General features: G+C 55.1%; 4 protein-coding genes. All 4 read right to left on the reverse strand.

What is annotated here, in order from left to right; all coding sequences use genetic code 11:
• Positions 1-14 precede the first annotated feature (14 nt).
• From ACFQZE_RS16655 to ACFQZE_RS16670, 4 genes are read right to left on the reverse strand one after another with little or no spacing between them, the layout of a single operon-like run.
• A complete protein-coding gene (locus ACFQZE_RS16655) occupies positions 15-824 on the reverse strand; it encodes a CPBP family intramembrane glutamic endopeptidase (protein ID WP_379358979.1) in 810 nt (269 codons plus the stop codon).
• Complete coding sequence (locus tag ACFQZE_RS16660) at positions 821-1,630, reverse strand: CPBP family intramembrane glutamic endopeptidase (RefSeq protein WP_379358981.1); 810 nt, start codon at positions 1,628-1,630, stop codon at positions 821-823. Before ACFQZE_RS16660 ends, ACFQZE_RS16655 begins: the two co-directional genes overlap by 4 nt.
• A 1-nt stretch (position 1,631) precedes the next feature.
• Entirely contained in the window at positions 1,632-2,486 is an 855-nt protein-coding gene (locus tag ACFQZE_RS16665; protein ID WP_379358983.1) for a CPBP family intramembrane glutamic endopeptidase, read from the reverse strand.
• A 34-nt stretch (positions 2,487-2,520) separates the two neighbouring features.
• Positions 2,521-14,622 (reverse strand): amino acid adenylation domain-containing protein, encoded by a 12,102-nt coding sequence (locus ACFQZE_RS16670; RefSeq protein ID WP_379358985.1) that lies wholly within the window; start codon positions 14,620-14,622, stop codon positions 2,521-2,523.
• Positions 14,623-14,643 lie beyond the last annotated feature (21 nt).

Genomic DNA, 14,643 nt, shown 5'->3' on the forward strand with positions numbered 1-14,643 from the left:
TCCCACTCTCTTAGTTAAATGTGGCCGGCCTTGCCTGCTGAACGCTGTTTCGGCAATCCTGAGGCATGCTCGTACCCTCCACGCATCATTCCGTACAAATGTGCAAGCAGCGCCAGTCCGCTGATGACCGCCAAAATCAAATACATGTCCGCCGACCATTCGCTGCTGAACTTCCCAACGATATACAGCGTCCCCGTGCTCAAAACATGAGCCATCAGCGACGACCAAATGGAGCCGGACGATAGGCGAATCACTCCATAAATAACTGCGCCTAAGGCGGCGAACGCCCCTACGGCAACGTTCATGAACACGGCTCCGAACAAAACGGCCTGAATAACGACCGACCACATGACGGAGAAGCGCTGGCGGAGCACATGCAGCATCATTCCTCTAAACAGCCATTCCTCAAGCAAGGAGCCGAGCAGAAGGCTTCCCGCCAAAAATACGAGAATGCCCCCTCCGCCCGTCACAAAACCTACCAAATTCGCTATTGCTGGAAAACCTTCCTTTATCCATGGAAGCTGCGTAAAGGAAGCGATAAAAAGACCGAGCCAAATGCCGCTCCCCGCGGTGATCGTCAAGGAATGCGGACGGACGAAGCCAAGCTCCTTCCAGCCGATCCGCTGCCATTTGAGCAAAGGAAAATAAATAGCGAGAACAATAATGTTAGCGAAAATCATAGTGGCTCCCGAATTGACCGCAAGCCAGTCCTGAAAAGGCTTATGGTCGACCCAGTTGTACAGTGCAAAGCTCGTCAGCATAAGAACGCCTGCATAAATCGCCAAATAGAGCAACGAGATACCGACTACTCTTAACGTTTTCAAGCGTGGACCTCCTTGCCGCCCGCTGTCGCAACGCCCAGCTTGCGACGATGGCGCGCCGCCCAAAACAAGCCCGACGCTATAATGCATGCCGAAACCGCCATCACGATGGAGAGACTCGTAACGTTGTCGCTTTTCGGACCGATATGCCAAAGAATGTACTGCAAGCCTTGACATGCCACTTGAGCGGCAATCGGCGCCCAGATGGAATCAAACCAGACGTAAAGGATGGCAAAGATGACTGCGCCCAAAAAGCCGTACATCGACAAAGGAATATCTCCGAAAAAGAACAACGCTCCGTACAAAAGTCCTTGTATGACGATAGCTACCGCCAAGGGAGAAATCCTTTTAAACTCGTTCAGCAGCACTCCCCGGAACAACGTTTCCTTGTATATATTGCCGAGCAGCAGGAACACAAGAAATACATACCAATCCGCCCGATTCAAGTAATCGAATAGATCGTTGAATTGAGGATGCTCATTCCGAATAAAGGGAAGCTGCGAGAAAGCTGCCGTAAACAAGCCGGCGCCAAGACCTACCCAAAGGGATAGGCCAACCGCGCTTTTGTCCATTTTGCGGTATCTGGCAAGCTCGAACATATTTTTTTTGAAGATCAGCTTGAACGCGAAATACATAAGAGGAAACCCGACGATATCGTTCAAAATAATGACGATAAGCGTATTTTGCTGAAACCATTCGCTGTTCGGAGCGATGTAGTCAAAAATCAGAGTTGTGACCGCAAAAAACCAAGCGAAGTATATACCGACAATGACTGCTACACGCCCAAGCGCAGATCCCCAGTTTTTCATGCTACATCCCTTTCTCCGCCGCTGTCGGCTTCGTGTACTTAGTAATAGTCAGCTCTCCGCCGCCTCTGCGCCACACGGAAAAAGCGATGGCCAGAAATACGAGCAGGCTGAGTATCGTGATGACATAGAGCGCTGGCTCGCCGAGCTTGTCAATCGCATCGTACCAGCCGGCGTCTTTCGCTACGAAAATCAAGCTCATCGCCGTTACCTGGATAATAATCGGAGCCCAAAGCGAAGAGAGACGGACGTACATGATTGCATAAATGAAGCCAGAGCCCAAGCCGATAACCGAAAGAGCAAGGCTCGGCTGGAAATAAGCGTAGACGAGCGCCTGCAAAACGAGCGCCGCATACATCGGCATGACATTGCGGAATTGTCCGTAAATGAGGCCGCGGAACAAAATTTCCTCGTAGATCGGGCCGATAAAGCCCGCTCCGAGAACAACAAGCCAGATGGAATCTCCCCGAATCAAATCGTCCACAAGGTGAGGAATGGATGGGAAGCGTTCCGCTACATAATCGATTTCGATCAGCCCGATGCTGAACAGACAGCCTGCGAGGCCCATCGCGAACATGAGGCCGGCGTCCTTCAGCCCCAGCTTCCGGAATCCGCTAGCCGCAAACAGGGACTGCTTGCGGTTGCGCCAGATGAGGCTTTTGATCCAAAATACGATGACGTAAACGACAAGGATGGACGAAAACAGTACCGCCACAAACATGGACGGGTTCACTTCAAGATACTTGGCGAACTTGAACGTCGCCTCATAGTTGTACGTGGAGCGCAGCAAATACATCAAAGCGTAGAAAATGCCAAGATAAAGCGCTATGTTGCCTACCATCAGCAAAAACTTTTTCAAAGGGATGCTCCTTTGCATGTGGGATGTATTTCTTTTAAGCGCCGCCCGATCCGGCCTTCGCCGCCAGGCGGTACTGCTCGACTGCCATGCGCAGCAGCTTCAAATAGCTCTGTGCCCATTCCTTCACTCTGTCTTTGCCAAGCTTCCGGGCATTGAACTCCATAACCCCCGTCATTTCAAAGTTCTCCTCAGCTCCTCCGGTACGAACGGTCAGAACCAAATCGAACAAATCAAGCCATTCTTCCCCTGCTCCCGGCGAACCGGACGATGCGTCGGCAAACAGCGGCGCCACAGTAAACGTTCCGTCTTCCGAACGGCTGCGGTTAAGCTCAACCTTTCGCCAGTCGTATTCCTGGTCGGACTGCGCAATGGCATGCCCCGCTTGTACGAGCAGCTCGTCAAACCCTTTGACGGCTCCGAAATCGACGGCCAGCGCTGCAAGGCGACCGTTCGGCCGTGCGAGTGGAAGCTCGATGCTTGCGGCTCCGGATTGCTGTTTCCAAAAGAGGGCGAACAGGGCAAGCGGCGCTGTATAGGCCGGTGCGGACAGGGATGCCGCCATATCGCGCAGCCCCTTTGACAATTCCGCATCCATCGCCAATTGATAGGAAGCTTTTCTTTCCGCAACATACGTTTTGGGCGAAGGGTCCCGTGGCAGCGTCACTCCGCTCCATGTCCATACCCGCCCTGAATCCGCGCGAGAATCGATATAAGCCGCTAGCCGAGCGATCGTCGGATAGTTGAACAGGTCCGTGACGCTGAGTACGCCGGGATATTGCTCCTCCAGCCGTTGATGTGCCCGAATAAGGAGCAGCGATTCGCCGCCGACATCAAAGAAGTTATGGTGAACGCCGATATCGTCCCGACCAAGCAATTCCGCCCAAACGGCGGATACGGCCTGTTCTGTCTCGCCGTTTGCCGCTTCGTAGCTAACGCCTGTATCGAGCCTTCTCTCCGGTGCGGGCAGCGCCTTCCGATCCGCTTTGCCGCTAGGCGACAACGGGATATGAGGCACCTCCACATAGACGGCTGGAACCATGTAGTCCGGCAGCGTGAGGGTTAAAAATTCCCGAAGCACGGACGATGTAACAGGCTCGACTGCAACGATATAAGCGCACAGGTACGCGCCTTCACCGCCCGCGTCGCCCTCGCGCTTCATGACGACCGCTTCCTTAATGCCTGCATGCCGCATAAGCGCCTGCTCAATTTCGCCGCATTCGATGCGGTAACCGCGAATTTTGACCTGATGGTCGATCCGTCCCAAGTAATCGATGTTGCCGTCCGGCAGCATTCTCGCCAGATCGCCGGTTCGGTACAACGTCTCGTGCCCGTGAGCGGCGTACGGATTCGGGACAAACTTCTCCGCCGTCAAATCGGGCCGCTTCCAATACCCACGCGCCAAGCCGACGCCGCCGATGCACAGCTCCCCAGCTACACCTACAGGCTGAAGCTTCATGGCATCGCTCATAATATACAGCGAGATATTGTCAATCGGCTTGCCGATCGGAATGGAGGATAGCCCTTCCGGTTCCGAACAATCGAAATACGAAACGTCGACGGTCGCTTCGGTCGGTCCATACAAGTTGATAAGCTTGGCCTCATGCGGCCCGCCGATGACAGCCTTGAATTTAATGGCCATATCCGGCGTCAGCGCTTCGCCGCTGGCGAACACCGTGTTCAGCGAGGCCAGCTTGCCGCCTGCCGATGCAACGCCGGAATGACTGAGAAACAGATGCAGCATGGACGGCACAAAGTGCATCGTCGTCACTCCATGCTCGGCAATGGCCGATACAAGGGCATCCGGGTCCTTTTCCCCTCCCGGCACGAGCAGGCACAGCCTTGCTCCAACGAAGCTCCACCAGAACAGCTCCCAGACGGAGACGTCGAACGTAATCGGCGTTTTTTGCAAAATGACATCGCCTATATCGAGCGGATATTCCCTCTGCATCCAGCCAATCCGGTTGACGACGGAATGATGCTCGATCATAACCCCTTTTGGCTGCCCGGTAGATCCGGACGTGTACAAAATGTAAGCGAGGCTTCTCGCATCGTGAATCTTCTCTAGCGCCGAACCGTCAGGCTCGTTTAGGAGGGCATCCTCTACGCGCAGCACCTTCGCTGCTCCTAGCAGATGAGGAGCCGTCTCGCCTTTTGTCAATATCAGCTCCGCGCCGGAGTCCTCCAGCATGTAGCGGACCCTCTCCGCAGGAAGCGACGGGGATACCGGCACATAGGCCGCACCCGCTTTTAATACGCCGAATATCGCAATCATCATCTCCGGCGAGCGGTCAATCATGACGGCTACGGCCGCTTCCCGCGCCGTACCGCGACCCCGCAGCGTTCTTGCCAATCGGTTCGAAGCCGCGTCAAGCTCCCCGTAGGTCATTTGGCCGCCATCCCAAACGAGAGCCGCCTCATGCGGTATCCACTTGGCCTGCGCTTCCAAATAGTCCTCCACCGTGCGGTGGGCAGCATAAGGTGCAGCCGTATCGTTAAAGGCGGAGACGAGCTGCCCCTCTTCCTCTCTCGACAGCAGACTTACATCCCCAAGGAGCAGGTGCTCATCCGCCGTAACCGTCTCTAAAATACGGAAATAAAAGTCGACGTACCGGCTCACCGTTGCTTCGTCAAACAGCGCCGTCGCGTATTCCGCCGTCAGTTGAAGGTCCCTCCCGCGCTGTGCCAGCTCGAAGGTTAAATCCAGCTTGGCGACGGCATGCGGGAGTGGCTTCGGCTCAAACCTCAAGCCTGCCGCTTCAAGTGCGGGAGCGTCCATATTTTGCAGCACAAACATCGTATCGAAAATCGGATTGCGGCTCAGATCGCGCCGCGTCTCAAGCGCCGTCACGATATGCTCGAACGGCAGCATCCCATGATCCAATGCGTCTACGACGGTCGATTTGACGCTTTCCGCAAATTGCAGGAAGGTTAAACCTCCATGCACATAACCGCGAATGGCGGCCGTGCCGACGAACATTCCGACAAGCGGCTCCGTCTCCGGATGGAATCGGCCTCCGATCGGCGTGCCGACGATGATATCTTCCTGCCCCGTCAGCTTGTGGAGCAGCAAATGGTAGCCCGCGAGCAGCACATGATAAGGGGTCAGGCCCGTTTTGACCGCCAGCGCTTCTACGCCCGCAAGCAGCGGGGCAGGCAGCGATCTGCGCAGCTTGGCTCCCTTAAAGCTTTGCTCAAGCGGACGAGGGCGATCGGACGGCAGTTCGAGAACCGGCAGCGAACCGGCAAGCGCCGATTTCCAATAGTTCTCTTGCTCCTCGCGCTCCTTTCCTTGCATCCACTCTCTTTGCCATACGGCAACGTCCTTATAGTGAATAGAAAGCGGGGCGAGTTGTTCTCCCGCGTATAGATCCGCAAAGTCGGATGCCAGCACCGTCATGGAAATACCGTCGGAAACGATATGATGCATATCCATGAGCAGAAGATGGCCCTCTGCACCGTCTGTTACTAGCGATGCTCTTATGAGCGGCGCTTGACGCAAATCAAAAGGCTGTACGAAAGACGCCATTTCCTCCGCCGCAGCGTCCACTTTCGGCACCATGCGCACTTCAGCGGTTAACGCCACATTCTCTTCAATGACTTGTACAGGCGATCCGTCTCTCCAATGGAAGCTCGTTCGAAGCGGTTCATGACGGTCGACGAGCGCCTGCAAAGCATGCTGCAGTCTTTCTACCTTCAACTCACCATCGATTCGCAGCGCTAAAGGAAGATTGTAAACGGTCCCGCCGGCATTCATCTCGTGCAGGACAAACAGCCGGTTTTGTGCGAGAGATAGTGGGTAATGAGGCCGAATGTCCGCTGGCTTCAATACGATGCTCTCTTTTTTCGCGGCTCGTTCGATAGCCGAAGCCATCTCTCTTAGCACAGGATGAGCGAATACGTCCCTCATCGCAAAGGCGACGCCGAAACGCTGCTCCGCTAGTCCGGCTAGTTGTGCCGCCCGGAGCGAGTGCCCTCCGATTTGGAAGAAATGATCGTCCGCTCCCGGAAGTTCGGTTCCAAGCACGCCTGCCCACAGCTCCGCAAGCTTCTCCTCCGTCTCTGTCGACAATGCCCCTCCTTGCCCGGATTCCGGGAAGTTCGGCAGCGGGAGGCTCGCGCGATCCGTTTTGCCGCTGGCGTTCAGCGGCAACGCGTCCATGAATACAAACCAGGAAGGAATCATATAGTCTGGCAAAGAAAGCTTAAGCGCTTCTTTAACCGCTCCTTCATCGGCAAAGCCGGACGACGCTACATAGGCGCACAGCGAATATTCGCCAAGCCGGTCCTTCACTGCCGTTACAATGGCATCCGTTACGGACGGCAGCGCCAGCAGCGCATGCTCGATTTCTCCGCATTCAATACGAAGACCCCGTATTTTCACCTGAAAGTCGAAACGGCCTAAATATTCGATATTGCCGTCTTCCAGCCAGCGTGCGCGATCTCCCGTCAAGTACATCCGCTCTCCGGGATAGAACGGGTCCGCCACAAACTTCTCCGCAGTCAAGTCTGCTTGGCCTAAATATCCGCGCGCCAGACCGACACCCGCAATGCATAGCTCGCCGGGCACACCGACGGGCTGCAATTCTCTGTTTTCGTTTACGACATAAAGGCGGATATTGTGGATAGGCGCGCCAATCGGCACAGAACCTTCCTTGTATCCCTCGCAATCGTAAGCACTGACGTCGACGGTCGCTTCCGTCGGGCCGTACAGGTTGACAAGCCTTGCAGCGGCCTCGCCGCGCTGCCTGTAAAATTCCACTACATGGGCAGGCTTGAGCGCCTCGCCGCTTGTAAACACATATTTTAAACCGTGGAACGGATTAGTCCGCGACGCTTCTTTGGCATAAGGAAGGAAAACGCCAAGCATGGAAGGCACAAAGTGCATCACCGAAACGCCTTGCTCCTGAATAGCCCGCAAAATAAGTCCAGGCTCCTTCTCTCCGCCCGGTTCCAACAAATAAAGCGACGCCCCTTCGAAGCTCCACCAGAACAGCTCCCATACCGATACGTCGAACGTAATCGGCGTTTTTTGCAAAATGACGTCCCCTTCTCCAATCGGGTAGTCATGCTGCATCCAGTTCAGCCGGTTGATGACGGCATCATGCTCGACCATGACCCCTTTGGGTCTGCCCGTCGAACCCGACGTATAGATAACATAGGCCATATTTCGCGATCCCGTCGTCGGCGCAGGCGGTTCCAAATCCACGCCCGTCATGCCATATACGGCTTCAATCGCCGTCTCAAGCTCGAAAGCTTCTCCGCTGAAAGGCAGACCCGCAAGCCATTTCCGCTCGGAAATAAGCAAAGCAGCACCGCTGTCCTCCAAAATGTAGCGAATCCGGTCAGTAGGGAACGTCGGATCAATCGGCAAGTACGCGCCTCCGGCTTTCAAAATAGCCATAATGCCAATCATCATGCCGAGAGATCGCTGCGTAACAATCGGGACAACGGTATCGGCGCCGATTCCTTTTTCGATAAGCAGCTTTGCCAGTCCGTTTGAACGGTCGTCCAGCTCCTTGTAAGTCAGCTCACCGCCGCTCGTTCTAACGGCAATCGCTTGAGGCGTCTTAGCCGCCTGCTTCGCGAACATGCCATGAATCGTTTCTCCTTGCGGATAGTCGAACTCCGTCCCGTTCCATTGACTCAAAATAAGCTTTTTGTCCTTTGGCGAAGCCAACTCGTATAGAGCTGAGTCCTCCTCAAAAGAAATCGCTGCTTGCTCCAGAAGGGAAAGCCATCTCTCCGCGAATCGCTCCATCGTCGATCTGCGGAACAAGCGGGTGCTGAATTCCAGCTCTGCCGCAAAGCCTCCTTCCCCGGAAGGATAAAGATCGAGCTTAAAGTCCAGCTTCGCTGTTGTTCCTTCTCCCAGCCTTTCCAGTTGAAGAAGACGGCCCTCTCCTTCGAGCTGCAAGCCATTCTCCAGTTGGTTATGCACAATGAGCATTGTATCGAACATCGCATTGCGGGAAGGATCAAACGGCAGTTGGGCTGCTTCGACTATCGTTTCGAAGGCCGCTTCTTGATGCTCGTAAGCGTCCAGTAGCCTGTCATGCGTCGCTTTGGCGTACTCCGCAAAGCTTGTTCCTTCCGGCACATGAAGCCGAATCGGCAAAAAGCCGTTGAACATACCGACCGTCTCCGCAGCGTCCGGATGTGTTCTGCCCGCCGTCAGCGCGCCGACGACCAGCTCTCTTTGGCCGGTATGCTTTTGAAGAAGCAGCCCGTAGGAAGCAAACAGCAAGCTGCTTAAGCTGATGCCGCTTTCGTCCGCGAGCTTTTGCAACGATTGTCCCAGCCTGCCCGGAACGGAAAACGGGACCGTTTCCCCTTCGAACGTTTGTCGTTCGCCGCGGGCATAATCAAGCGTCATATCGAGCGCCGGCAGCGGAGCGGCAAGCGCCTCCCGCCAATAACGGCCATGCGCGAGCATCCGTTCCGACTCGTTCTGACGCTCCCTCCATACAGCGTAGTCCTTGTACTGCACTTTCACTTCAGGAAGCGGCTCCCCGGTGAGAAGTTTCTCAAGCTCCTCAATCAAAAGCGCCATCGATAGGCCGTCTGCCGCGATATGATGCACATTGAGGAATAAATAATGGTCGTTCACGCCGTCATCCAACCATGCCGCATCCAGCAGCGGAGCTTGGGACAGTTTCAGCGGTTTAACAAACGAGCTGAACTTCTCCCCCTTCCCGCCTGTACCGTCCGCTTCTTTAAGCGCGAAAGCGACGTCGGAATGAATCGTTTGGCGCGCCTCACCCGCGTGCAAATGGAAGGAGGTTCTAAGCGATTCATGCCGGGCAATGAGCTGCTGAAGCGCCCGTTCTATCCGTTTCCGGTCGATAGAAGAATCAACGCGAAGTGCCAGCGGAATATGATACGCGATGCCGGCCCCGCCCATTTGCTCAATTAGGAAAATACGCTGCTGAGCCGGGCTGAGCGGATAAGACGACTGCTCCGCAGCGGGAACAATCGAATCGAGAATCTCCGATTCCGCTTGATCGATCCATGCAGCCTGTTCCCTAATTGTGGGATGCAGAAAAATATCTTTGATCGGCATGCGTACTTGGAACTGCTTCTGAATTTCCGCAGCCAGCGTCGCAGCTTTGAGCGAATGTCCGCCATGATCGAAGAAATGATCGCACACGCCGATTTCTCCGGGATGAAGCACCGCTTGCCATACGGCCTTAAGCTTAGACTCCGTCCGCGAGGCCGGCGCTTCAAACGCTCCGCCTCGGCCGGCTCCGAAATCGGCTGCTTCCGGCTCGGGCAGCTTCTTTTTGTCCACTTTGCCATTTGCCGTAAGCGGAAGCTTGTCCATCCGGACAAATGCAGCCGGCATCATAAAGCCCGGCAGCTTCTCGCCAAGCTCGGCGCGGAGCCGCTCAATTGACCACTCCTCCGTATCGACAACCGCATAAGCGGTAAGCACGGATTGCCCGTCCCGCTCCCGTACCACAACGACCGTTTCACGTACGCCCGCACATTCCAGCAGCCTGCTCTCGATTTCACCAAGCTCAATTCGGAAGCCGCGAAGCTTCACTTGCGAGTCGATTCTATCGAGAAACTCCAGCTGCCCGTCCGGCAGCCATCTGACGAGGTCGCCCGTCCGGTACATATATTCCCCTTCCTTGAAAGGATGGGGCACAAATTTCTCCGCCGTCATGTCGGGAAGGTTCAAATAACCCTGAGCAACTCCTTCTCCGGCAATGCACAGCTCGCCGGTCATGAGCGGCGGCAGCCATTCTCCCCGCTCATCCAGAACGAGCGCATCCGAAAGCGCAATCGGCCGCCCGATTGGAATCGTCGCCGAATCCTCTTTCCTCTCCCGGACCGGATAACAAGTGGCAAAAACGGTCGTTTCGGTCGGTCCGTAAACATGCAGCAAAACGCCGGGGCCGAACGCTCGCAGAGCCTTTTTGACATGCGCCGCAGAAGCCCTCTCTCCACCGAATAAAACATGCCGGATATGGCTGAGAAGATGGAGTCCATTATCGACCAGCACATTAAACAAGGCCGTCGTTGTAAAAAAGACGGTCACTTCCTGATCCTTAATCCGCTGGAGCAATGCGCCCGCATCCAGCACATCCTCTTCGCTTGCCAGCACCAGCTTGGCTCCATTCAGCAGCGCGCCGTATAGATCGAAAGTAGAGCCGTCGAACGCATAATTGGACAATTGCAGCAAAACATCATTTTCCGAAAGGCGAATATAATCGGCTTCCACCGCAATTCGCGAAACATTGCGATGAGTCGTCAAAATCCCTTTCGGCTTGCCGGTCGAACCGGACGTATACATGATATAAGCGAGATCGGCGTTCGTAACTTCAGCCTTGAACTCGGACGGGTCCGCTCCCATCCATTCCTCTCTCCGCTCGTCCAAATCGTAAACTTGAACGTTGCTTAGCGATTTTGCCGCGAGCTCGCGGCTCTTTGCGGCATCGGCCGCACCCGTTAACAGCATTCCAGCCGCTCCGTCCTCGAGCATAAAGGAAATCCGTTCCTCAGGATACGTCGGGTCGATCGGCACATAGGCTGCGCCTGTTTTCAATACGGCTAGTATCGCTAGCGGAATGGAAAACGAGCGGCGAAGCATAAGCGCTACCCGCGATTTCGGAGCGACGCCGCGATCTCTCAGCCAGCTTGCAAGAGCGTTCGAACCCTCTTCAAGCTCACGGTAAGTCATCGCCTTGCCGTTCATCTCCAGCGCAACTCTCTCTGGATGCCGCTCCGCGATTAGCCGGAACCGCTCATGCAAGGGCAGCGGAGCATACTCTTCCGCCCGCGGGCTTGCGCTGAGCTCGGCCATATGCGCCTTCTCTTCCGCATCCAGAAGCGACAGCTCAAGCAGGCTCGCCTCCGGCCGCTGGACAAAAGCTTTGGCCAATGCGGCATAATGACGGGCAAGCTGCTTGACGGAATCGGCCCGGAACAAATCTTCCGCGTATTCAATGGAGAAGGTAATGCCAGCATCGCTTGCCGTACATTCCCATGTCATATCAAATTTGGCCGTACCCGTTGGAATCAAGCTCGATTTGAACACGGCCCCGCTTGTTTTGAAGTCGGGAATGTCCATGTTTTGAAGAGTAAAGACGGTGTCGAACAAGGGATGACGTCCCGCTTCCCGGGCAGCGCCGGACAGCTCTACCACCTCGTCGAACGAAATGTCCTGATGCCCGAGCGTTTCCATAATGTCTCCGCCGGCTTTTTTCAACCATTCGTTTACGGTAAGCTCCTTGCCCCCCGTCAATCTGATCGGGAGCATATTGACGAACAAACCTACCATATTCCGCACAGCGAGCTGGGTACGTCCCGCCGCCGCAGTGCCTACGATCATGTCTTCCGCTCCTGTATACTTGGAGAGAAGAGCATAGTAAATGGAAAGCAGAACGGTGTACAAAGTGCCTCCCGAAGATGCCGCAAGTCGGTTCAGGTTGGCCGCAAGCTCGGCGTCCAGCAAAAAGGTTTCTACAGAGCCCTGATGACTGGAACGAAGCGGCCGCGCATAATCGGACGGCCATTCAAAAGCGGGAACGCCTCCCGCAAACCGGCGGCGCCAGAAAGCGCGCTGCTCCTCAGCTCGCTTATCCCCTCTCGCCGTTTCTTCCCACATAGCTATGTCGCCGACATGCAAATCGATAGGCGGCAGGCTGCCCCCTTCGTACAAATGGAGAAACTCGCTAATGAGCACTCCCATCGAGGTGCCGTCGGTAATTAAATGGTGCATGTCGAACAGCATGAGATGATGGTTTTGCGAAAGCATGATCAGCTCGATGCGGAACAACGGCCCCTCGTCCAGCTTGTAGGGACGCAAGAAGCTTTTTATTTTCGCTTTTGTTTCGGCAGCCGTCCATGCCCGACCGTCCCTTTGCGAAATCGGCGGCTCCAGCTCCGCTTCAATCCTTTGCAGCACTTGCCCTTCTTTCATTGTAAAAGAGGTGCGAAGTGAGGCATGGCGTCTGACGAGCCGCTGCCACGCATTCCAAAATGCAATTCCATCCAGTGCGCCCTTAATATCTATCGCATACGGCAAATGATAGCTGAGCAAGCCCGGATGAATTTCCTCCAGCATAAACAGCCGCTTCTGCGCTGCCGTCGCGGGATAATATTCTCTTTCTTGCGCTTTTGCAACTAGAGTCCGGTTATCCTGAGCGTTCCCTCCGACTTCTTTCCCGTCCAGAAAAGCGGCCAGCAATCTTGCTGTCGGATACTGAAACAGTTCGCCAAGAGCGATGTCTAGACCCAGCGCTTGTTCTAAACGCGCAGCCGCGTAGGCAGCCAAAAGCGAGTTGCCCCCATGCTCCAAAAAGTGATCGTCCACACCCATAGTCTCGGATTTCAACAGGTCTCGCCATATATCGAGCAGGATTCGCTCCGTTTGGGTGAGCGTCTCTTCTCCGGAGGAATTGGCCTCGGACCGCACAGCCAGCTCCGCTGCCTCCAGCGCCGCAAGCTCCGCCAGTACGGCCGCAAACTCACCGCTGTTCATACTTTCGGCAAGCGCATACCGCTGAATTTTGCCAGACGTCGTTTTCGGAATTCGCTTCACCGGCACCACAAGCTTGATTTGCAACCCCGTCCGCTTGTTCAGCAAACGCTGTACGCTTCGCTTCAGCTCAATAAACGCGCCCACTTTGCCGCGATGCTGAATAAACACCGCAATTTCATCCTGCTTCGACACGTCGTCCTGAACGGCGCATACCGCGGTTTTGCCGATTTCCGCCCCTTTAATTTCACTCATTAGCGCTTCCAAATCATGCGGGTACACATTTTGCCCATTGGCGAAAATGATATCTTTCATCCGTCCCGTCACAAACAGACGGCCGCCGCGCATAAATCCAAGGTCGCCCGTATTTAGCCAGCCGTCCCGTGTAATCACTTCGGCATTGACGTCCGGGCGATTGAAATACCCCTTTGTTACGTTGCTTCCCTTAATAAAAATAAGACCGATTTGCCCTTCGGCCTGCTCGCCACCCGCCTCGTTGCCGATTCGAACGGCACATTCTTCAACGGGAAAGCCCAATTCGACAATTTCCACGCCGTCTGGATCGCTTGCATCGGCGAGCTGAGCTGTGTCGCCGATCGCCAAGCTTTTTCGGTTGACGTAGCTTGAGCCAAGGTGCTCTTCCACACCGGGGAACGTAACCGCAAGACTTGCCTCCGCGAGTCCGTAAACGGGAAAAATGCATTCCTCGCGCAGGCCAAATTCCCGCATCCGTGCCAGAAAGTCCCGGCAATGGCTGGCCGATATAGGTTCCGCTCCGTTAAAAATAAGGCGAATCGACGACAAATCCCAATGGCTCGCCGCTTCCGCCTTAAAGTGTTGAAGAAAATGAACATATCCGAAATTTGGTGAAGCCAAACAGGTAATCCGATGCTTATGCGCAATCTCCATCCATCTCATCGGATGAAGCACAAACATAGATGTTGGCATTTGCCACTGGTTCATTCCGCCGAGAATCGGCGTCAAATGGAACCCGATAAGACCCATATCGTGAGTTAGCGGCAGCCAGCTTAAGGAGGAATCCCGATCGGTCGATTTCGCTCCGTTCACAATAGCGCGCATATTCGAAATCAAATTGCCATGCGTCAAAACGACGCCTTTTGGATCCCCGGTCGAGCCGGACGTAAATTGCAAAAAGGCGGTGTCGTCCCAGCCCGCCGGCTGCGGCTTCCCCGCAGGTCCCTGCTTCGCCGCGAACAAATCCTCAAACGGCAGAAGCTTGCTCTGCAAGCCCGCGATAACGGATCCCTCGTCCATCTTTGCACCATAGGACTGAATGGACTCCCAAATATCGGCTTCGCAAAGAAGATAAGGCTCCCCCAATTGCTTGCAAACGGACAGCAGCTTCCTCCTGCCCTCATCCGTCCGTCCCGCCGTCAGCGGAACGGGGATAATGCCGCCGAGCACGCATGCCCAAAACGATGTCACAAACCGTTCATTGTCTTCCGTCTGGAGAACGGCGAACTGCTTCGCCTGCACTCCTCTGCCTTGCAGCTCTCCAAGTAGAGCCGTCGCATTCTCATAGAGGCCGTCATAGGATAAAAATCTCTCCGTCCCCGCCTCGCAGAATGTAATTCCAGCTCCGCTTGTCCGGACGGACGACAGCACTTCCGATAGATTGCGGACCGAGTTCATTAGCTCCCCCCACTTTCGTAT

Origin of the sequence: Paenibacillus sp. GCM10027627 (assembly GCF_042675505.1) — a bacterium.
Lineage (GTDB): Bacteria > Bacillota > Bacilli > Paenibacillales > Paenibacillaceae > Pristimantibacillus.

Excerpts from the sequence above, each read along its gene's own strand:
- ACFQZE_RS16660 (WP_379358981.1), bottom strand. The coding sequence starts at position 1,630 with ATGAAAAACTGGGGATCTGCGCTTGGGCGTGTAGCAGTCATTGTCGGT.
- ACFQZE_RS16670 (WP_379358985.1), bottom strand. The coding sequence starts at position 14,622 with ATGAACTCGGTCCGCAATCTATCGGAAGTGCTGTCGTCCGTCCGGACA.